Genomic DNA, 21029 nt, shown 5'->3' on the forward strand with positions numbered 1-21029 from the left:
CTACTCGAACGCAAGCCGATACCGGCCAGTCCCCGACCAAGAGCACGCCCTCGGCTATCGGTGATTGGCCGCACCGGCAAAATGATGAGAGTCCTTCGACCCGACCCGGAGAGGTACACAAGTGGCGGACACAGGCACCGATGTCGGCACCCAGGTTCGATTGACCGAACAGGAAGCGCTGGCCAACATGCGCGCAGTCCTGGAGCTCTGCGCGTCGGGACAACTCAAATGCAGTGCAAAGACGGCCCGGCCATCCGCGGCAACGGTGAAGACTCTCGCCGGCCATCTTGTCAACGGCGACTTCTATCCCGATGAGGCGATCGCCGCGTTCGCCTGGCCACTACTCGTCCAGTCCGCCGGGCTGGCCAAACTGGACGGCACTCGTCTCACGTTGACACCGAAAGGTCGTGCAGCGCTGCGCAAACCGCCGGAGGATGTCGTCCTCGGTATGTGGCGCAGATGGCTCACGCACGGGGCGATCGATGAGTTCAGCCGAGTCGAGGTGATCAAGGGGCAGCGCGGCACCAATGTGCTCAGCGCGGTGAAGCGGCGCCGTTCAACCGTCGCCGATGGATTGGCCACCTGTCCTCCGGGCGAGTGGATCGAGATCGACGACCTCTTCGCCACCATGCGGCGCAAGCGCCTCAACCCGACCATCGCCAGAAGTGAACGGGCACTGTGGCGGCTCCACATTCTCGATCCCGAGTACGGGAGCTTCGGATACGACGGACATCATGGCTGGTCATTGCTCGAGGGCCGGTACACGATAGCGGTGACTTTCGAATACGCCGGCACGCTGGGCCTGTTCGATCTCGACTACCGAGATCCAGTCGGCGCCCGCACGGACTATCACAGCAATTGGGGGAGCGACCACCTCGACACCCTCAGCCGATACGACGGTCTTCGACGAATCCGGCTGACACCGCTCGGCGCCTATGCGTTGGGCCTCGCCGACACCTTCAGCCCGGCCGACGACACCGCCGAGATCTCGCAGTTGACGGTGCTGCCGAACCTCGACATCGTGGTCCCCCGCGGCATCACCCACACCGAGAGACTCACCCTCGCCGCTTTCGCCACCCAGACCGCCGACCACACCTGGAAGGTGTCGCCGACCACCCTGACCGCAGCTCTCGGGGCAGGGCGCGACCTCACCGAGTTCACCGACTTCCTACATCGTCGCGCCGAACACGAACTGCCTTCGACGCTCACCAGTCTGATAGAGGATGTCCGACGGCGGGGAGCGCAACTCATCGACCGCGGACATCTCCGCGTGATCGAGTGCGCCGATCCGGCCACCGCAATGCTCATCGCCCATGACCGCAAGACTGGACCGCTGTGCCATCTGCTCGGAGACCGATTCTTGGGTGTCCGACCCGAGCAAGAGTCGAAGTTCCGGACCGCTCTGCTGAAGCTCGGGTTCGGCTTACCCGTCGAGTGATGGCGGCGGTTCCGAGGGCGCTCGCGGCCTGTGTGCGCCGTGCCCGACAATAGTTAGGTGATCGAAAGAGTTCCCCGGGCTCGGCCCGACGGCGAGGTCCACAGGTGACCTCGCCGGCCAGTTCGCGGCAGGCGATGACCATCTGGGTCGTCGGGGTCGCGGTCTATTTCGTTGCGGTGCTGCAGCGCTCGTCGTTGGCCGTTGCCGGCCTGCTGGCTGCCGAGCGTTTCGAGATCAGCGCATCGCAGTTGTCGACTTTCGTCGTGCTCCAGCTGCTGGTGTACGCGCTGATGCAGGTGCCGGTCGGGCTCGTCGTCGACCGGTTCGGTCCGCGTCGGGTACTCCTCAGCGGAACGCTGATCCTCACGCTGGCCCAGATCAGCTTCGCGTTCGCGGACAACTACACGTGGGCGCTGTCGTCACGGTTCTTCGTCGGGGTCGGCGACGCCATGACCTTCGTGTGTGTCCTGCGACTGGTGACGCGCTGGTTTCCGGCGCGGCGAATCCCGCTGATCACGCAGCTCACCGGCGTGCTCGGCCAACTCGGCGCGGTCACGGCCGCCATACCGATGACCTGGGCACTGTCCACCTTCGGGTGGAGTCGCGCGTACCTGGCCACCGCTGGGATCGGCGCCGTCCTGCTCGTGGTCGCACTGGTCGTCGTGCGCGATTGCGCGGCGGTCCGGTCGGTGTCGGGACCGATGCTCGGGTTGGCCGGAATCCGGCGAAACCTTCGCGAGTCGTGGGATCACCCCGGCACCCGGCTGGGTTTCTGGATGCACTTCTCGACCCATTTCAGCGCCACCGTCATGGGGCTGCTGTGGGGCTACCCGTTCTTCGTGGAGGGCCAGGGGATGAGTTCCGCCGCGGCGGGTTCGCTCCTCACGATCATGGTGTTCGCCATCATCGGTTTCGGGCCCATGTTCGCGTGGCTGATCACCCGGTGGCCGTGGCACAGATCGACGCTGGTGTTGGCGGTGCTCGCCGGAATCGCAGCCACCTGGACGGTGGTACTGGCGTGGCCCGGCGGTGCGCCGTTCGCGCTCCTCGTGCTCTTGGTGGTGGTCTGTGGAATGGGCGGTCCGGCGTCGATGATCGGTTTCGATGTCGGCCGCACCTCCAATCCGGCATCGCGGGCGGGCACGGCCACCGGGATCATCAACCAGGCGGGGTTCATTGCCAGCTTGATCCTCGCGGGGCTCATCGGTCTCATCCTCGACTGGCGAACCCCGGACGGGGTCCAGGGATATCCGCCGGAGGCGTTCACCTGGGCGATGTCAGCGCAGTTCCTGCTCTGGGGGCTGGGCGCCGTCCAGATCTACCGCTATCGCCGCAAGGGGCGTGCGCGTCTGTTGCGTGAGGAGCCGGAACTGTGGTCACGCTAGTTCCGTCCGCCTCAGACCGCCCAGCGGTCCGCCAGCTCGTCCAGCCATCCCGGCACCGCACCGGAATCCGCGGGCGGTGATTCCACCAGCACCAGTTCGTCGACGCCGAGAGCGTCGAGACCGGCGCGGTCTGCGGGAACCGGATTCCGCAGCGCGACAGCGATATCGAGACCAGAACGGTCCCGTCCGCTCTCCTGGCAGAGCCGGTCGATCGCGCGGATCCGATCAGCCACCGCGTCGACGTCGTCGAGGTTGAATCCGTACCAGCCATCACCCCAGCCGACGACCCGGCGCATCGCCTGATCGCTGTTGCCGCCCACGACGAGCGGAATCCGCCCCGCCGCGGGTTTCGGATTGACCCGGATGCTCTCGAAGGCAACGAATTCCGAGCGATGTGTGGCGATCTCGTCCCGCCAGAGCGCGCGCATCGCCTCGACGTAGGCATCGGTCCGGGCACCTCGTCGGGCGAACGGCACACCCAGTGCCGCGAATTCCTCACGGGACCAACCGATTCCGACGCCAAGGGTCAGTCGTCCCCCGCTGAGAAGGTCGAGCGACGCGGCCTGTTTGGCCATGATGACTGGGTTGTGTTCGGGGAGCAGCAGCACCCCGGTGGCGAGCCGGATCGTGGTGGTGGCCGCGGCGGCGAAGGAGAGGGCGATCGTCGGGTCGAGCCAGTCCGCCTCGGCGGGAACCGCGATCTTCTTGTCGGGGGTGTATGGGTACGGCGACGCCGGGTCGTCGACCATCACGACATGCTCGCCGCACCACAGTGTGCGGAAACCGCGAGCCTCGGCTTCGCGGGCCACGGCGTCGATGATGTCGCGGCGTGCCCCGGTCCCGATGCCCAGAGCGTGCAGTCCGAGTCGCATGGTGCTCCGAATCTGTCGGGACGAGTCGTGGGAAGCGGCTGGCCAGAATCGTATGTCAACGCCGCGCGGTGCATCCGCACTTCAGGCCTGCCGCTCGATTCGCCTTGTCGGGCGGGCATCCGATGCGCGATGGCACCGAAACCTACGTCATTGCGCAGACGATTGCGGCCGGCCCGATCGACATGCTTGTCTCACCGATCCCCACAAGACAGGACATCCGATGAAGACGAGAAAGACCCTCGCCAAAGCCGCCGCGATCGCCCTCCTCGCCGCGGGCGGAGCGACTCTCGGAGCGGGCATGGCAGGAGCCGAGCCGGTGAACGTGCCCAAGCCTCAGACGCCCCCGTGGAGCAAGTCCGCCGACGGGTTGACCTACTGCTTCGAGGGTTACTGCGACAACTGGGACAAACGCTCGAACTACGTCTGCACCACGGGCGCACCGACGGCCCTGCTGTGCGATGGCATCATGCTCGGGGTCCGGGTGCTGCCCCCACTCGACATCGGACCGCTTGTCCCGCACAGCATCATCCGCTGACATCCGGATGACCGTCCATGTCGCGCGATACTGTCGGCGACAAGATCACCACAAGGGAACCGCCTCGTGACCGACACCGAAGGCTTCTCGACCTACGTGCACGACATCGAGGAACGGCTCCGACGCGACTCGGGCGATGTGGTCCTGGCCGACGCCAGAAAGCGCTTCACCGGTGGTGAACTCCTCGAACTCATCCACGGTCTCGCGACCGCCCTTGTCACTCACGGTGTGCGACGGAGACATCGTGTTGCACTTGTCGCGCCCGCAACGGGTGAGGCGATCGCGGTCCGCTACGCTGCGGCGCTCCTCGGTGCGTCCACCGTGTACTGCCCCGACGCGGGATCACCTGGGAGACTGCAGGTGTTCCTGTCGCGCATCGAGGCGGACGCGGTGATCGTCTTTCCGAGTACCGCCGCATCGGTAGGGCATTCGAGTGGCACGAATGTGCTTGCGGTCGGCAGGGTCCCGGGCCTGCCGGATCTCCTGACGGAGGGCCGGTCCCGATCCGACGGCGCCGGTCCGGAAGCCGGACGAGTCTCGTCCGACGACGAATGCGTTCTGGTCGCCACCGGAGGGACCACCGGTGTCTCGAAGGCCAGTGTCCGAACGCATGGAGAATATCGTCGGCTGGTCGACCTCGGCCCGACGCCCGGCAGACGTCAGCTGGTCTGCACTCCCCTGGCCTACATCGCTCAGACCCTCGTCGACACAGTCCTTCTCGGCGGTGGTCATGTGTTCCTCCAGGACGGATACGCGCCGGCGGCAGTCCTGCGGGCGATCGCCGACGAGCGGATCACGCACCTGGCTCTGGTCGAACCCCTCCTCGTCGAGCTGCTCGACAGCGAGGACCTCGCCGGCGCCGACCTCTCCTCCGTCGTCGGGATCAGCCATGTCGGCGCCGATGCGGCATCGTCGCTGCGACGCCGACTGTTGCGTCGGGTGGGGCGATCGATACTCGTCAATCCGTACGGTGCAAGCGAATTCGGGGTGGTGAGCATGCTCGCCGGACCGGACTACGGTGTCGACTCGCCGCATCTCGCGACCTCGGGGCGACCATTGCCGTCGACAGAGGTGCAGATCCGGACGGGCGACGGACGACTCTGTCCACCTCTCGAGGAGGGCATCATCCACGTCCGGACAGCGGCACAGGCCCACGGGTACAGCTTCACTCCGCCGCGCTCCGGTTTCACGGACGACGGTTGGTTCAGCACGGGCGACGTCGGGTTGTTCGACGAAGACGGTTACCTGCTCGTGCGAGGTCGCGCCGACGATCGTCGGCTCACCGACGCGGGCTCCGTTTTCCCGGTGGACATCCAGGAGGCGCTGTGCGCCCAGCCGCGGGTTCGCTATGCAGTGGTGGTGCCTGCGCCCGATGACGTCGACGCGGTTTTCGGGGCGGTCGTCGTGCTCGATCCAGACGCCACGCCGACCATCGACGAGCTCAGCGAGAATCTGCGAACGGCCCTCCCGCGCGCGGGCGAGATCTCGCTCGAGGTCGTCGACGAGGTTCCGGTCACCGAGCAGGGGAAGCCGAGCCGTCCGCTCATCACTGCGCGGTTGTTCGGGGACGGCTGAGCAGAATGAGGGATTCGTACCGGAAACCGGCACGAATGCCTCACTCCGCGGCCTTGCCCGACGAGGTGACAGCAGCGGCGATCGCAACGATGACGAGCAACGCGCCGGTGACAAGGAAGCCGATAGTGATCCCGAAGCGACCCGGGTACGCCGCGAGCAGCCCCGCGAACACCGCGACGCCGAGGATGGCACCCACCTGTCGGCTGGTGGTGATGACCCCGGGCGCCTGACCTCGCTGACCGGCCGGGACGGATGCGACGGTCGCGGTGGTGAGCGGACTGAGCAGAGCACCGATTCCGACGCCGACGGGTCCCAGTCCGAGGGCGATGACCGTCACCGAGGACACCGCGAAACCAACAGCCACGGTGATCATTCCGGCGGCCAGACACAGGCTCCCCGCCACCACGACCCGCTGCAGTCCGTAACGCTCGTACCGCGCGCCGACAAGGCGGGTGGCAGCCAGCAGCGGGATCACGAGCGGCAGAAGCGCGAGCCCCGACTCGACGGGCTCCAGGTGCATGGCCTCCTGCAGCGCGACCGCGCCGTAGACGGTCGCGGCGGACATGGCGAAACCGATCGCGGCGAGAGTCGTTGTGCGGACCGCGAAGTCTCGGTCGCGAAGCAGGCCGATGTCGAGAACGGGAACGGTTGCGCGCCTCGTCGCCAATGGGAACACCGACAGCGCCACGACGCCCACGACGAGCAGGGTGATCACCGCCAGCGATCGCCATCCCCACGCGGGTCCCTGCAGTAGCGCGGCGGCCACTGCGCCGAGACCCGTCACCAAGAGCGTCAATCCGGGCAGGTCCCACGATTGCGAGGTGCGCGCGCCGGACGGCGGGTGCGCCAGGACGCTGAGGACCACGGCCACGATGCCGACGGGGACATTGACGAGGAACCCGACCTGCCAGGTGAGGAACTGGGCGCACACGCCCCCGACAGCGGGCCCGATGAGTGCGAATCCTTGGCCGACACCCGTGTAGACCGCCATCGCGCCCGACCGGCGCACCTCGTCGACGGTCTGGATCAACAATGCAAGGGTTGCGGGCATGAGTACCGCGCCGGCGACGCCGGCCAGCGCGCGACCGGCGACGACCGCTTCGAAAAACGGCACCACGGCGATCATCGTCGACGCCGCGACGAAGCCGACCATCCCGACACGGAACATCGTCGCTGCACCGTGGACGTCGGCGAGTCGGCCGCCCACCGGAGCGAACACGGCCAGCATCAGCAGGTAGATCGACACCAGCCACGACGACTGGCTCACGCTGAGGTCCAGATCTCGCATCATCGTGGGCAGCATGACGCCGAGAATGCTCGAGTCGAGAACGAGCAGGACCATCGTCGAAGTGGTCGCGGTCAGCAGCATCGCTTCCCGGCGCCGGGCCGTTCGATCGGTACCGCGCACTCTGCGCTGCGAGGCTTCCGTCCCGGGCTTCAATCGAGCAGCAGCCATCCGAATCGCAGGCAGAGCGCGGTGACACCGAGGACCGCCGTCCCGATCAGCCACCGCCGGGCGAGCCGTTCGGCCCGCACATGGTCGTCACCAGGTCGTAGGTAGACATACGCCGCCGCCATCGCGCACCCGGCCGCCGCGGCCCCGACGACGAGCACGAGCGTTAGCATCAACACACCCACCATCATGCCGATCAGCAGGGAGTGGTTTCGACAAGCTCAACCAGCGGGGGGCAGCTCAACCAGCGGGGCGCAGCTCAACCAGCGGGGGCGCAGCTCAACCAGCCGGCGGGGGGCAGCTCAACCAGCGGGGGGGGTGCACAGTCGACGGGTACAGAACGAAGTCGGCGCTGCGGCTTCCTCCGAAGTCGCAGCGCCGAGTCGAGATCATCGACGACGGGGGATCAGTCGACTTCCTCGCCCACCCACTTCGCGAGCAGGTAGACGTCCATGATCGACGTTCGGGAACACCGTGTAGTAGATGCTGTCGAGTGGCTCGGCGTCGGACACGGTGTCCGCGTTGACATCACCCATGACGTCGCGGATCCCCTCGCGGGCGAGCAGGCCGGACATCTCGCGCGCGGTGACACCGTCGGGCAGGCCGACCATCGGGTCCTCGTCGGTGCGCGCATCCACCATCGAGTCGAACATCTCATCCTTGTCGACGTGGGGGAAATCCCATTCGCACGTCATGGATTTCAGCGATCCGTCCAGGTTCCAGCAGAAGCCGTGGAACGGGCAGCGCAGGTCGTTGCCCGCGGGACCGCTCTCCTCGCGGAGCATTCGGCCGCGGTGGAGGCACGAGTTGTAGAACGCGCGGATGGACATGTCCTTGCCGCGCACGACGAGGATCGACTTGTCGCAGTCTCGTAGATGTGCGTGTCGCCGGGCTCGGGGATCTCCTGTTCACGACACGCCATCTGCCAGACCTTGTACCACATACGATCTCGCTCGAGCTCGTGATACTTGCGGCTGATGTACCGCGAGACCGGGATGAAGTTCTGATCCTCGTAGAGGTCGTGGGTCTCCTCCCGCAGGACCTGCGGACCGGGTGGGTGTCGGTGTCGAGCAGTCGCTGGTAGCTGGCGACGTAGTCGGCCTGCTCGTCGTCGGATGCCGACGATCCTGGGTGCGTGTGTCGATCTCGGTCACAATTTGCCTCCTTCGGCCAGGCGATTGCTGCGGGCTTCGTCGGCGAGTCGGTCCGCCTGCACCTTCTCCAAGAGCTTGGCAGCGCATGAAGCGACGGTTCTGGGTGATGGGAACGGGCTCGCGCGGACCGAGACCGACCCAGCGGGCCATCTCCGGGTCAACGGATTTCACTTCGCCGTGCAGGTACCGGCCTTCGGGGTCGAAGGTGCCGGTCTTGCCGTCCTTGGTGGTCACGAGGACGATGAAGTCCTCGTCGAATTCGTAGATGGCTCGACTCATCGGATGCTGGATCTGACGCACCGGGTTCTCCTCGGTGGGGCTGGCGCGCCTCTTACTTGGCAGCGTATTCACTAACTGGAGCACCGAGAGTGAGCGGCAACACATTGCACTGTGTTCGATGTGAAAAGTTCAGATGGAGCGGGCGGGCCATCGGAGCGAGTTGGCGACCAGGGAGCGGTAGTCCGGGTGGGCGAGGGTGGCCGCAGGTAGCGGCCGCCGACGAACTCTGCCCACTCGTCCCAGTTGGCCCAGCTCGCGATCGCATGATGCAGGATGACGTATCCGTGCCCCGTCTCGCGGGCCGCGCAGACAGTCCCGCAACGACTCCGGCGGGTCGTACGGCTCGGGCAGGGTGCCCGACATGTCGTAGTGAAGGGACACGTCGTGGTCGGTGAGGTCGTCGGGCCCGATCGCGGCGTCGGATGTTCGCGCCAGGTGACGTCGCCGGGAAGGGCGTCGAGGAGATCGGCGAAGGCGGCTCGGTCGAAGGAGTGGCCGCCGGTGATCGCGAGGATGCGCATGTTCGAGACCAACCTGCATCGGAGTAACTGTTTCGGAATTGAAGTTACTCGACGGGCTCGGCTCGGGTCAGCGGCCTTCGATCATCTTGGTGCAGACGTCGGTGGTCGCGGTGCGCAGACTGCGGACCGGGATGTCCGACAGCGGCCCACCCTCGATACGCAGGGGTTGGATGGCGATGGTCATCGCGATCATCGTCCGGACCCGGAGGGTGCGCGCCGCGTGCTGTGCGGTGGCCGCACGCCGGTTGGGCGGGTCCTCACCGGACGGGAAGTAGTCGAACGCACGTCGGATGTGCCGTTCCTCGTACTCCTTCGCCAGCAGCCGGGTCCCGGGGGTCGCGCCGCCGGCCATCTGCAGGAACAGCATGCGGGCGGAATTGGGGTGCTCGGCGGTCCAGTCCCAGACCGCGGCGACGACGTCCTTGAACGAGTCCGCGCTCGCGGAGACATCGTCCGGACGAGCCGACTGCGCCGCGGACGAACTCGCGTCCATCGCATAGCCGAGTGCGCTCTCGAAGAGCTCCTCTTTGCTGGCGAAGTGATAGTAGACCGCGGTCGGGACCATTCCCGCCTCGGTGGCGATCTCCTGGATGGTGGCCTCCGCGAACCCCTTTCGCGAGAACACCCGAACCGCGGCCTTCACGATGAGATGCCGCCGCGACGGACGGTGGGCGGTCGTGCCGTTGCCGGCGCCCGATCCGTTCTGGACCGGTGAGTCCGGCGGTGCGCCCTCGGCGCCGGTCTCGTGTTCCACCGCCGAGATGTCGAGTGCGGCGTCGGGATCCACGTCCTCCTGTGGGCCGGTGCCCGCCCCCGGATCCGCGGCCGCCAGTGCGATGTCGTCGGCAGCCGGGGTCGAATCCCAACCGAGCCAGTCGGCGTCCGACTCCGACATGCGGTCGGCCGGCCGGGCGTTGCCTCGCCTCGATCTCGCCATACGTCCTCCTCGCCGTGCTCCCCGTCCCGATCCGCCGTGGCGCAGACCTCCCGGTTCCATTCACGGCGTGCCATCAGGATGGCACAGCCCGTGGCAGCCCCCGATGCTGTCATGATCTATCGCATGGCGGGCAAGAATCCCTCAGGACGAAGCACTTCCGGCCGACGCAACGCCGGGCGCGCGTCGGCGAGCGCTCTGAGTGGCGGCAGCGGCGCGAAGCGGGCCGCGCACCGGCCGTCTCGACGCGACGTCATCGTCGAGGCGGCGATGCACCTGTACTCCATGCGGTCGATCGAGGACGTCACCGTCGCCGACATCGCCGCCGAGGCGCAGATGACTTCGGCGGCAGTGTATTACCACTATCCCTCCAAGGAGGAGGTACTCCTCGGCGGACTGCGGATCTTCGCCGAGCAGATGCTCACCCAACTGCGCACGGAGATCGACGCCGATCCCGACGCCTCGCTCGGCGACGTGATCATCTCGGTGCTCGAGTGGACCGACGCCCACCGGGCGGCGTCGCTGGTCTACTTCGTGCGGTCGCCCGGATGGAGTCTGTCGATCGAGGCGCTGCGCCGGGAAGTGCGTCTGGAGATGCTCGCGAGCTTCTCCGCCGAGTTGCGGGTGCGGGACCGCATCATGTCCAAGGCCAAGCAGGCCGCTGCGGCGACGGCACTGTCCAGCCTCCTCGAGGTGTCCGCGTCGTCGTGGCTCACCGAGGACGTCGTCCTCGCGAACCTGGGGCGCCGGCGCTTCTCCGACGAAGTGCGTGAGCTCGCCGCCGACATCGCCAGCGTGTGATGTGACACCCTCGCACCCATAGCTTCGACGCCCTTCGTGGCTCGTCGCTGGCGCTCCTCGCACCTCAGGGAGCAATGGTCATGACGTTCTTTCAGATAAGGAGCGGACGTCGGTCGCTATCGCTCCTCGCACCTCAGGGAGCACGGAGGCGCCGCCTCTGTAAGCCGGGTGGCTCACCGAACAGCGTTGTGCGCCAACGCTTCCGGGGCATGGTCTGGCCGCTGCCGCAGGTGGCACCGCCGTCGACCGGGATGGTCGCGCCGGTGACGAACGAGGCCGGCGGGGAGGCGAGGAACGCGATCACCTCGGCGGCCTCGCGCGAGGCCACGACGGCCTTCGGCGACGGCACGGGCTTCCTGGAGCGGGCGGTGGTCGACGCCCGGCACATCGAGGTGCAGATCCTCGGGGACGCCACCGGCGAGGTCATTCATCTCTACGAACGTGACTGTTCGCTCCAGCACCGCCACCAGAAGGTCGTCGAGGTGGCCCCCGCACCCGCGCTCGACCCGGCTATCCGTGATCGGATCTGTTCGGATGCAGTGGCTTTCGCCAGGCACATCGGGTACACCTGCGCCGGGACCGTCGAGTTCCTGCTCGGTTCCGACGGGCGGCGCGGGTTCATCGAGATGAACCCGCGCATCCAGGTGGAACACACGATCACCGAGGAGATCACCGACGTCGACCTCGTCGCCACCCAGATGCAGATCGCATCCGGTGCGACGCTGCGGGAGCGGGGACTGACCAGGATTCGATCGAGATCCGCGGCGCGGCAGTGCAGATTCTGCGGTATCTCGCCGACGTCACCGTGAACCGACCGCACGGCGAGCGACCGTCCGCGGTGTACCCGGTCGACAAATTGCCGGCGATCTACCTCACGTCCCCACCGGCGCCGGGGTCCCGCGATCGACTCCGGGAGCTGGGGCCGGACGGTTTCGCCGCCGAATTCCGCGCGTCGACCGCACTCGCGCTGACCGACACCACCTTCCGCGACGCGCATCAGTCGCTGCTCGCCACCCGCGTGCGCAGCCGCGACCTGGTGACCGTCGCACCGCACGTCGCGCGGATGACCCCACAGCTGTGGTCGGTCGAGGCGTGGGGTGGGGCGACCTACGACGTCGCGCTGCGATTCCTCAAGGAGGATCCCTGGGAACGCCTGGCGGCCCTGCGCACGGCGATGCCCAACCTCTGCCTGCAGATGCTGTTGCGCGGCAAGAACACCGTCGGGTACACGCCGTACCCGGTGGAGGTGAACGACGCATTCGTCCGCGAGACGGCGGCCACGGGCGTCGACGTCTTCCGGATCTTCGACGCGTTGAACAACGTCGACGCGATGCGACCGGCCATCGACGCGGTGCGGGAGACGGGGACCGCGGTGGCGGAGGTGGCCATGTCCTACACCGGCGACCTGTCCGATCCCGGCGAGACCCTGTACACCCTGGACTACTACCTGGAGCTGGCCGAACGGATCGTCGACGCGGGTGCACACGTCCTGGCCATCAAAAGGACATGGCGGGCCTGTTGCGCCGGCCGCGGCGTCGACCCTGGTGCGCGCTCTGCGGTCGCGGTTCGACGTGCCCGTCCATCTGCACAGCCACGACACCGCCGGCGGGCAGCTGGCCACCTACCTCGCCGCCTGGGAGGCCGGGGTGGACGCGGTGGACGGGGCGAGCGCACCGCTGGCCGGCACGACGAGTCAGCCACCGTTGTCGGCGATCGTCGCCGCGACGGCGAACACCGATCCGGGAACCTCTCCGTCACCGTGCACCAGCCCGGTATCGCACTCGTCGAGCTCTCGCGGGGCAAGGTCAAGTCAGCGCCATCGACGGGCGATGTACGAGGACATCGTCGGGCCCCGGCGCGAACGAACGGAACGGAACTCACGGTAATCGAGCGAGCGAAATATGTACACAGTTACGACGACGGGTCGTCTCGCCGCCGCGCCGATCGTTCGGGGACGACCATTGCCACCCCGATCCGAATTGGAGGGCAGGTCCGGGCGGGTAAGGTGTCGGCACCGACCGATCAGCCGACCACGGGAGTCACATGACCGTCGCCGACGAGCCCGCCACCCGGCAGCCGCGCGGACAGAAGATGTCCGCGCGGGTGGCCAACATGGTGGCCGACCAGATCCTCGGCGGTGGCATCGTCGAGGGTCAGCGCCTGCCGACCGAGAAGGAGATGGTCAGCGAGTTCGGCGTGGCACGCACGACGGTGCGTGAGGCACTGCGGCTCCTCGAGAGCCGAGACCTCGTGACGATCAAGGCGGGAATCGGCGGCGGGCCCATAGCCAAACGGCCCGAACTCGATTCGCTCGGCAACATCATGAAGCTGTTCCTCCAGATCAACGGCGCGAACATCAGTGATGTCATCGACGTCCGGTTGATGCTCGAACCGATGGTCGCGCGGGCCGCGGCGCAGAACGTCACCGACGAGCAGATCGAGTCGATGCAGCGGGCACTGGACCGGATGCGCGACCATCCCGAGGACCACGCCAACTTCCAGGAGAACAACGCCGCATTCCAGCGCGGGGTGTACGAGGCGGCGGGCAATCCCGCACTGCGGGTGGTCATGGAGACGCTGTGGCTGCTCGTTCGCGACGCCGAACCCGTCGAGCATCCCATCGCGACGCGGCTCGCGGCCTTCGAACTCCAGCAGGACATCCTCGACGCCATGCGCGCTCGCGATGTCGAGGCCACCGCGGCCGCGATGGACGTCTTCAACCAGGAGTCCGCCCGGTACTACCGCCGACGGCTCCGCGACATCATCTCCCAGCCGGTGCAGTGGCAGATCTGATCGTCGGCACACGTCTACCTTTCGAGGTGCTCCAGAGCCCACGCCCAGTCGATGCGTTCTTGCTCGAGCCGAACCCGCTCACCGAGCGAGTCGTCCGCGAGGTCGGCGTACAGGTCGTGTTCTGCGGGTGAGAGGTGGCGGAGTGCGGCTGTGGTGGGGCTCGGCTCGGTAACCCATCGATCGCGATGCGCGAACAATGTTTCGCGATCCATCAAGATCGATTCGGTCTGCGGAAGCCAGGCACGTAGCCGGTCGAGAATCGCGAAGCCGTGTGTGTCGAGGTCACCCCAGTACCGAACAGGCACGTCAGTCAGCCAGGGAAGGCGCCCGATTCTGTCGATCTCGAATCCCTTGCCCCAGAACACGGCTCCGTGGGCTGGAACATCGACGCTGAGATAGGTGATCTCGTTCTCGATGACCAGGACGCGCGAGGGACGCAAGTCGATCCGGGTGAGCTCGTCAGCTCGGAGGCTCACCTCCGAAACGTGCTCGAGAAGTCCCAGCGACGGTGACGGTCGTAGTCTCACGAACTCTGGTTTCGTCTGCAAACCCAGCCCGGTCACGAAACCGGACGCCGTCGACGACACTCCGAGTATCGACGCCAAGACTCCCCGGTGCCTTTCGGTGAACTTGGTGTCGACCCCAGGTGCGCTGATCTCACGCAGGAAGCGTCGGGAGTCCCGATGCGTGTCGAGCCATCGGTGCGCGTCGATCAGTCGAGGAAACTCCGATGCCAGATCTATTGCGCGAAACGGGTTCTGGAACAGCCACGCGTGGACCGCGGGATCGTTGGCGGCGAGCTCGAGCAACCTCTCGAACTGCTGTACCGCTGCCTTCACGTTCAGAAGTGCCCACGCCTGCTCATAGGTGGAGATGATCGCCCGTCGTGGAAGCGTGTTACGCCCGACGTGCCGGCCGCCGATTGTTTGCCAGACCAGGGAGTACCTGGTGTCGCCACGACGTCCGCCGTCCAACGCCGTGACCCAGTCGCGAGCGGCGCCGAGATCTGCTCCTATCTGCGACGCGGTGGGCCCGCGCAGCGGAATCTCGATGGGCTCGAATGGTTCTCGGTTCGCAAACGTCCGGAGCAGCGTCCCGTCGTCCCAGCGGCGTCTGGCTTTGATGGCGATGTCGGCCGGGGTGGTCCAACGATCGGTCACCGCAGACGCCCGTCACGGCGTGACCGGTATTCCTCGATCGTCATCGTCTGCAGGCGTGAAAAAGTGCCCGTCGGATTGTCGACGAATCCGATCGCCTTCACGTAGGGCTCGATGACGTGCACCTTCTGCAAAGGGGTGACGATCAGGAGCTGCAGACCCAATTTGGCGAACAGGTCCAGCGCATAACGGGTCGACAGATCAGAGCCGCGCCCGAATGCCTCATCGATGACGGCGAACCGGAAGTCGCGCGACTTCTTCACACCCCACTCGAGTCCGAACTGGTAGGCAAGGGACGCGGCCAGGATCGTGTAGGCGAGCTTTTCTTTTTGCCCACCTGACTTGCCGTCGGAATCGCTGTAGTGTTCCCACTCCACGTCCGTCTCGACATCGCGTTCGGATGCGGAGAACACGAACCAGTTGCGCACATCGGTGACACGCCGCGTCCAATTCTTGTCGAGGTCGGCGTGGTTGTCCCGTCCGCGGAAACGCTCGATGATGCGTTTGACGTCGAGGAAACGCTGCTCCGAATACTGATCGCCGTCTACTGCGAGACTGTCGCTCGTCAGGTTCCGCAGGTCGGAGCGGAACTGTGCCACATCCTGATTCGTGGTTGACTCGCGCTCCAACCGGATATACCGACCGGGGTTGTAGGGCACGGCGCCCAGCGCTTCGTTGATCCGTCGCACGCGTTCGTCGATGAATGCGGCCTGCCGGTTGAGCCAGTTGTTGAAGCCGGCGAGTTCTTGAATGGCGTTCTTGTTCAGCTGTTCTTTGAACTCGAACTCGAAGCGCGGCAGATCGTCGGTCGCGACCCGTTCGCGGAGGGCGACGAAATCCGCCCTGGCATCGACGTCGGCATCCATGTCCGATCGCAGGTCCGGCCACCGGCGGAGAACCTCGGTCATGTGCTGCGCCAGGCGCTGTCCGAAGCCGCCGAGCTCGCGGGTGAGGCGCTCGATCCGTTGATGAAGCGTCGCGGTCAGTGTCGTTTGAGCTGTGGTGCAGTCTGCTGCCCTTGCCGGAACACCGCCGTCCAGCCGACGTTCCAGAGCGTCGTAGCATGCTCGTGCGGCGTCGAGTTCAGCCTCCGGGTGGTCCGCGACGAACTCGTCGTCGCTCTTCTTGTCCTGCTCGGCCCGATGACTCGCGGCGGCGGTGGTTGCGAGCTTGCCGGTGAGGTCGTCGATCGCGGCAGCCGTGGAATCCGCGAGCGCGGCGTTCTGCTCCAGCGCCGTGGTGATCTCGCGAAGGCGTGAGGACCCCGATTCGAGCCGGGCGCGCTCGGCCTCGTGGGTGGCGACGCGTCGTTGTGCTTCCTCGATGTCGAGCTCGGCCCAGGAATGGAATCCTTCCAGCCGCGCCAGGGACTCGCTGCGATTCTGGGTGGCGTCGCGTTCCTCCGACAGCGCCACCACCTCCGCCGAAGCAGCCACGCGCTCGCGGTCGGACTCGTCGAGATCCTCTCGTAGGACCGCGATCTTGCGCTCATTGGCCCATCCGAGCACCCATCGGCGTGGGTCGTCGACCCGGTGTCGGTCGTCCTTCTCGTGACGGCCACCGGACCGCACCTGACCTTCGCGGGTGACGGCGCGCTTGGCAGCGCGGAACTCCTCGATGGTGGCGGCCCGCTGATGTTCGGCGCGCCGGAGGAGTTCGTCGCGCAGATAGCCCTCGAACGGCCCGCTCTTGATCTCGAGGCAGTCAGCGAGAATCGGTAGATCAGAGTCATTTCTCTGCAGGGGAACTCGACGGATCGGCACTCGTTCGTACACGAGCCGGGCACCGACAGTCCGGCCGCCGTGATTGTGGAACGTGAGTCGGCGGGAGTTGACCCAGTTCGTCACGGCATCGTAGTGCTGCTGCGGTACCAGTAGCGACAGTGCGAAGCCACGCAAGACACGTTCGGCAGCGCCACGCCACTCGCTGTGTTCTTCGACGACGTCGATCAGTTCACCCGCGTAGGGCAGGTCGGCAGGTGTCAGGCCGGTGTCGGTGGCCAGCTGTTCGCGTATCTGGACCTGGTCGGGTGGCAGGTTGCTGGTGCGTTTCTGCAGATCGTCGAGCTCGGTCCGGATGGTCTCCTGACGTCGGGCCGCTTCTTTCTCTCGGCCGATGGCGTCGGCGCTCGCAGCATCGAGCGATCTCTTCGCCTCGACGAGTAGTGGGCGCTCGCGGGCGATGAAGCCGTGAAGATCAGTGAACTGCTCAACCGTTGTGACGGGGGCGAAGCCTGCAGCCGTGACGGTGGCGTCGAAGAGGGATCGTCCGTGACGGCGCTTCTCCACGTCGTCACGGGCAACGGCGGCGAGTCGCTCGAGTTCGCCGACTCGATCGCCGCCGGCTCTTGCCCGCTCCTCGATCAGAGACTCGCGTTCGCGGGCCAACTCGCGTAGCCGTCCTCTGGCCGCATCCTGGTTGCGGAGGAGCTGCTTGCCCTGGCTCGTATAGGTGGCGATGTCGTCTGCCAGCAGGCGCGAGCGATTCTCGGCTATGAACAGGCGTATGGCCGCACGCTGTACGTCGAGAGCGTCGCGCTCGGCAAGTGCGGCATTGTACTTCTCTGTGGCGACCACGATGGGATCCAGCGCCTCGAGCTGTTCGCGGGCGCGTTTGACCGCGTCGTACGACTTCGTGAGATTGTCGAAATGGTCGATGATGTCGCGGACCCGTTCGCCGGCGTCGCTCGGCTCGAGCATGTGGTTGCGCACGAAATCGTTCAGATTGCCCACGGACTTCATCGACACGGTCTGATGTAGTAGCTCCAACGCCTGCTCTGATCGGATGCCTAGCAATCGGCGCAGCGAAGTGGAGTACTTCGGGAACTCGTCGACCACCTCGGCCCCGCCGGACCGTAAGCGTTTACGAAGGTCGCGCAAATCTGAACCGAAATCGGCGAAGTCCGTCGTGATGGCGAGTTGTTTGGTTGCGGTGACGTAGAACCGGTAGGGCTGTCCGGCGGTGTCGCGCTGCTGGAAAACCTGCGCCAGGGTGACCGTCTCGTCATATCCTCGATTGCTGAAGACGCCCAGGATGACCGAGTATGTATTGCGCTCCTGCCGAAGGCCTTTGGCGCGAGAGCGGCCGGTTGCTTCCTGTCGTTCGGACTTGTAGTGGCCTTCGACGTAGGAGCGAAGCGTGCGTTCCTTGGCCTCAGCTCCCGCGGCCCTGTTGTAAGCGATCTTGTGTGCGGGCATCAGCAGTGTGGTCACCGCATCCACCAGCGTCGACTTGCCCGACCCGATGTCGCCGGTGAGTAGTGCGGTGTCTGTGTCGGGGGTGAGCCGCCACACCTGTCGGTCGAAGGTGCCCCAGTTCAACACCTCGACGTGCTGCAATCGGAACCCGGCGCCTCCGGCACCCCCGAGTTCGACCGCTGAGAACAGACCGTCAGTCATCGGGGCCCGCGGTTCCTGCGTATTGGCGCAGTTTGCCCGCGAAATCCGACAGTGTTTGCGCATCCACGTACGCCTTGATGATGCGACGCACCTCCCACTGGTCGGTCTGCCCACGTAACTGGCGCAGGAAGCCCAGTTCGACGGCCTTCTTGATGGTGTTATCGGCCTGTTCGACCAGGCGCGCCTCATTCGTCGATTCGGCTTGGAAGAGTTGTAGCATCTCCACGATCTGATCCGTTGACAGGACGAGTCGTCCTTCACCGCCGGTGATCTCGAACTCCAGCAGGCGTTTGCGTAGCAGCACGAGCAGCAGGCTCACGTTGTAGGTCAGCGCCCGCCTGCGGACCAACCGCGGAAGTGGCTCTTCGCCTTCCTCTTCCGGGTGCGAGCGCAGATAGGCGTAGCCCTCGGACTCGTCGACGATGACATCGACGCCGATCGTGGTGAAGTGATCGCGTACGCCGGCTCCCGAGCGTTCGAGTGTGGCCCAGATGTCCTCGTCCGATTCGCGGTACACCACGCCCCGCATCAATCGGATTATGGCACTCGAAATTGCGTGGTCGTCGGTCATCGTCGCCTCACAGTGACACTCGGCAGCCGGGCACGTTTGACCGTGCTCGGGTCACTCGGGTCGGCGTACTCGAGCAGGGTCTCGTCGGTGTCGTCGATGTCGACGCTGACATCGTCATCGTCGAGGGCGAGGTAACCGACGATCTCCGCCGCACCCCGTTCTATCGGATACATGGTGACCACATCGGATAGCAGTGCCGACGATCTCTCCGGGAGGATGCTGCGGATGTTGGCTGCCAGGCGGGCTTGGTCGACGAACGTCTGGGCGAACAACAGGTCTGCGTCCAGATTCTCGGTCGCGTCCTCGACCCGACTCTCGACGGTCGCAGAGGCGGGGTGTTGATAGAGTGGCCTGTCGAACGGCAGCGCGATCTCGATACCGGCCTGATCCACAGTGAGCCCGAAATCTGGTGTCCTGCCACGAATCTCGAGGGCGCTAGCCTCTACGGACCGGACCAGGTCGAGTACGCGGCGATTCTCCAGCCAGACCTGATCGTCGAGGAATCGGCGTAGCTGTTCAGAGATCTGTCGGACCATGCGCTGGGTTCGGTCGGCAGCCTCGGACCAGTCGTGATGGATGCTGCGGATGCGCTCGTCGACGTCGATCATCTCCAGTGACGACATCTTCGCAAGCAAGTCTGCCAGTTCCGTCTGGCGCGAATCGGACAGCAAGAATTCGTAGAACGACCCGAAGCTACGACCCTGATCGGACGAGGCGATCTCGGATCGGCTGCCCACCAGGTCGGCGAGGAGTTCGCCCTTGGGCCCGGTCCAGGACGCGATCTTCTCGCGGGCCGAGCGATCAAGAAGGCGGAAGTTGTCTTCTACCTCTCGGAAGTCGGCGAGCAGTTCACGTGCGGTCGACGCCACCTGCTGATAGCGGTCTCGAACCCCGGTCTGATCCAGATACGTCAGTTCGCCGCACTCGGCGGCGGCGATTTCTGCATCGATCTCGGCGCGACGCCGCCGCAGCTCTGCCAGTCGAACCTCGGGGTCTACCTCGGTGCCGTGCACGATCTGCCGAAGAAGCTCGACGACGGTGTGCAGTCGCGACTCGGTACCGACGAACGCTCTGCCCTGTAGAGAGACGATCCAGGCGTACGCCTTCTCGAAAGCCGGCGTCACCTCGTAATGGATTTCGTCGTCGCCGGAGGGGTAGAAGCGTCGTAGGAACCCAGCCTCGGTGCCGGCCCAATCCTCGAGGTAGGCGCGGGGTTCTTTGGGAAATCGAACCGAACCGTCGTTGGTGGGTAGCGAGGTGTTCAGGTCGTAGAGCAGATCATCCAGAGCGGTGGCCAGTTCCCCAGCTGAACTCGCACCACGGTTGCCCTCGACGAAGAATGTCCCGAGAAACGTCAGGATGAGCGGGGAGTGGTGGGCGCGCAGGAGCCGCCACGCGGGATGGCGTTCCCACAGAGTGGTGAACGCATCAAAGTCCATGAGTTCCACCCTAGGGGAGGGGACTGCCACCGAGGACTCACCGGCGAGTGTCGATGACAGGTGTCAGCGTGCCGGTCTGGATGACCTGATCGCTCGTCGCGATGGTCAGACCTCGGCGGGTGGCCTGAGCGACGATCATGCGATCGAAGGGATCGCGATGTTCCCAGGCGAGCTGTCCTGCTGTCACCGCGTCGCTGGAATCGATGGCGAGGTCGGTCGCTGACATGGACGAGAGGGTTTCTTCCCACGCGGCGAGGAGCGGCGCTCCGTCGAGTCTGCCCAGCCGCGTCTTGATGGCGATTTCCCAGGCCGACGCAGCCGACACGTAGAGAGCGTTGCCGGGATTCGCGAGGATGTCCAAGGTGGTGGGTGACAGCCGGTCCGGTTCGCTGACCAGCCACAGGACCGCGTTGGTGTCCAGCAGGACATCGGTCACGAACCCGACTCCCAGCGCTCGAGGTCGTCGGCGGACAGCGGTGCGTCGAAGTCGTCGGGAACAACCATGGCCGGGAACTGCCCGAATCGACGCGGAGGTGGTGCCACGGGCCTGAGTACTGCGACGGGTCGGCCATGCGTGGTGATAGTGATCTCTTCCCCGGTTCTCTCGATCTCAGCCAGCACGGCGTTGAGGCGCGCCTTGGCTTCTGTGCTGCTCAGGGTTCTCATGAGCCGATTCTACTCGGTTCTGACCATTCGGACTGGTTCGAATGCACAGAACGAGGGC

The 21029-nt window shown here is 65.8% G+C and carries 18 protein-coding genes and 1 pseudogene; 7 read left to right on the forward strand and 12 right to left on the reverse strand.

Going from position 1 to position 21029, the window contains the following annotated elements; all coding sequences use genetic code 11:
* Positions 1–121: 121 nt before the first annotated feature.
* Together ACFVHY_RS05890 and ACFVHY_RS05895 are read left to right on the forward strand one after the other, a co-directional pair.
* Positions 122–1438 carry a helicase-associated domain-containing protein gene (locus ACFVHY_RS05890; protein ID WP_390269581.1) on the forward strand — a complete coding sequence of 439 codons (1317 nt, stop codon included), beginning with the start codon at positions 122–124 and terminating at the stop codon, positions 1436–1438.
* A 104-nt stretch (positions 1439–1542) separates the two neighbouring features.
* Entirely contained in the window at positions 1543–2823 is a 1281-nt protein-coding gene (locus tag ACFVHY_RS05895) for a nitrate/nitrite transporter (protein ID WP_390269584.1), read from the forward strand.
* 11 nt (positions 2824–2834) lie between these two features.
* Here ACFVHY_RS05895 and ACFVHY_RS05900 read toward each other — a convergent pair whose 3' ends face one another.
* Positions 2835–3695 carry an LLM class F420-dependent oxidoreductase gene (locus tag ACFVHY_RS05900; protein WP_390269587.1) on the reverse strand — a complete coding sequence of 287 codons (861 nt, stop codon included), beginning with the start codon at positions 3693–3695 and terminating at the stop codon, positions 2835–2837.
* A 220-nt stretch (positions 3696–3915) separates the two neighbouring features.
* Here ACFVHY_RS05900 and ACFVHY_RS05905 point away from each other — a divergent pair, with 220 nt between their 5' ends.
* On the forward strand, positions 3916–4230 hold the full coding sequence (locus ACFVHY_RS05905) for a hypothetical protein (protein WP_226511901.1): 315 nt from the start codon (positions 3916–3918) through the stop codon (positions 4228–4230).
* Between the two features lie 66 nt (positions 4231–4296).
* Entirely contained in the window at positions 4297–5805 is a 1509-nt protein-coding gene (locus ACFVHY_RS05910) for a class I adenylate-forming enzyme family protein (protein WP_390269590.1), read from the forward strand.
* A gap of 40 nt (positions 5806–5845) precedes the next feature.
* Here ACFVHY_RS05910 and ACFVHY_RS05915 read toward each other — a convergent pair whose 3' ends face one another.
* The 4 genes from ACFVHY_RS05915 to ACFVHY_RS05930 form a co-directional block, all read right to left on the reverse strand.
* Entirely contained in the window at positions 5846–7174 is a 1329-nt protein-coding gene (locus ACFVHY_RS05915; RefSeq protein ID WP_390269593.1) for an MFS transporter, read from the reverse strand.
* A 68-nt stretch (positions 7175–7242) separates the two neighbouring features.
* Positions 7243–7431 (reverse strand): hypothetical protein, encoded by a 189-nt coding sequence (locus tag ACFVHY_RS05920; protein ID WP_390269596.1) that lies wholly within the window; start codon positions 7429–7431, stop codon positions 7243–7245.
* Positions 7432–7647: 216 nt separating this feature from the next.
* Positions 7648–8103: a Rieske 2Fe-2S domain-containing protein gene (locus ACFVHY_RS05925; protein ID WP_390269599.1), complete on the reverse strand. Its 456-nt coding sequence runs from the start codon at positions 8101–8103 to the stop codon at positions 7648–7650.
* Positions 8104–9279: 1176 nt separating this feature from the next.
* The gene (locus ACFVHY_RS05930; RefSeq protein ID WP_390269602.1) at positions 9280–10149 is read right to left on the reverse strand and encodes a TetR/AcrR family transcriptional regulator; all 870 of its coding nucleotides are present in this window, start codon (positions 10147–10149) and stop codon (positions 9280–9282) included.
* Between the two features lie 90 nt (positions 10150–10239).
* On the opposite strand from ACFVHY_RS05930, the gene ACFVHY_RS05935 reads away from it, so the two are divergent.
* Positions 10240–10947, forward strand: coding sequence for a TetR/AcrR family transcriptional regulator (locus ACFVHY_RS05935; RefSeq protein ID WP_390269605.1), 708 nt, complete (start codon positions 10240–10242; stop codon positions 10945–10947).
* A gap of 133 nt (positions 10948–11080) precedes the next feature.
* On the opposite strand, the gene ACFVHY_RS05940 is transcribed toward ACFVHY_RS05935, so the two are convergent.
* Positions 11081–11335: an SDR family oxidoreductase gene (locus ACFVHY_RS05940; protein ID WP_390269608.1), complete on the reverse strand. Its 255-nt coding sequence runs from the start codon at positions 11333–11335 to the stop codon at positions 11081–11083.
* On the opposite strand from ACFVHY_RS05940, the pseudogene ACFVHY_RS05945 reads away from it, so the two are divergent.
* Together ACFVHY_RS05945 and ACFVHY_RS05950 are read left to right on the forward strand one after the other, a co-directional pair.
* A pseudogene (locus ACFVHY_RS05945) lies at positions 11238–12704 on the forward strand (hypothetical protein); the annotation flags it as partial. The gene ACFVHY_RS05940 and the pseudogene ACFVHY_RS05945 overlap by 98 nt on opposite strands.
* A 286-nt stretch (positions 12705–12990) precedes the next feature.
* Positions 12991–13740, forward strand: a complete 750-nt coding sequence (locus ACFVHY_RS05950) for a FadR/GntR family transcriptional regulator (RefSeq protein WP_137810243.1) — start codon at positions 12991–12993, stop codon at positions 13738–13740.
* Between the two features lie 14 nt (positions 13741–13754).
* Here the strand turns inward: ACFVHY_RS05950 and ACFVHY_RS05955 are convergent, their stop codons facing one another.
* From ACFVHY_RS05955 to ACFVHY_RS05980, 6 genes are read right to left on the reverse strand one after another with little or no spacing between them, the layout of a single operon-like run.
* Positions 13755–14900 carry a Wadjet anti-phage system protein JetD domain-containing protein gene (locus ACFVHY_RS05955; RefSeq protein WP_390269611.1) on the reverse strand — a complete coding sequence of 382 codons (1146 nt, stop codon included), beginning with the start codon at positions 14898–14900 and terminating at the stop codon, positions 13755–13757.
* Positions 14897–18295 (reverse strand): ATP-binding protein, encoded by a 3399-nt coding sequence (locus tag ACFVHY_RS05960; RefSeq protein ID WP_390269614.1) that lies wholly within the window; start codon positions 18293–18295, stop codon positions 14897–14899. The genes ACFVHY_RS05955 and ACFVHY_RS05960 overlap by 4 nt, the downstream gene beginning before the upstream one ends.
* On the reverse strand, positions 18288–18866 hold the full coding sequence (locus tag ACFVHY_RS05965; protein WP_065629471.1) for a DUF4194 domain-containing protein: 579 nt from the start codon (positions 18864–18866) through the stop codon (positions 18288–18290). Before ACFVHY_RS05965 ends, ACFVHY_RS05960 begins: the two co-directional genes overlap by 8 nt.
* Positions 18863–20305, reverse strand: a complete 1443-nt coding sequence (locus ACFVHY_RS05970; protein WP_390269617.1) for a DUF3375 domain-containing protein — start codon at positions 20303–20305, stop codon at positions 18863–18865. The genes ACFVHY_RS05965 and ACFVHY_RS05970 overlap by 4 nt, the downstream gene beginning before the upstream one ends.
* A gap of 37 nt (positions 20306–20342) precedes the next feature.
* A complete protein-coding gene (locus tag ACFVHY_RS05975) occupies positions 20343–20741 on the reverse strand; it encodes a type II toxin-antitoxin system VapC family toxin (RefSeq protein ID WP_065629469.1) in 399 nt (132 codons plus the stop codon).
* Complete coding sequence (locus tag ACFVHY_RS05980; RefSeq protein WP_065629468.1) at positions 20738–20971, reverse strand: type II toxin-antitoxin system Phd/YefM family antitoxin; 234 nt, start codon at positions 20969–20971, stop codon at positions 20738–20740. Before ACFVHY_RS05980 ends, ACFVHY_RS05975 begins: the two co-directional genes overlap by 4 nt.
* Positions 20972–21029 lie beyond the last annotated feature (58 nt).

It is taken from the genome of Gordonia sp. NPDC127522 (assembly GCF_042672305.1).
Lineage (GTDB): Bacteria > Actinomycetota > Actinomycetes > Mycobacteriales > Mycobacteriaceae > Gordonia > Gordonia hongkongensis.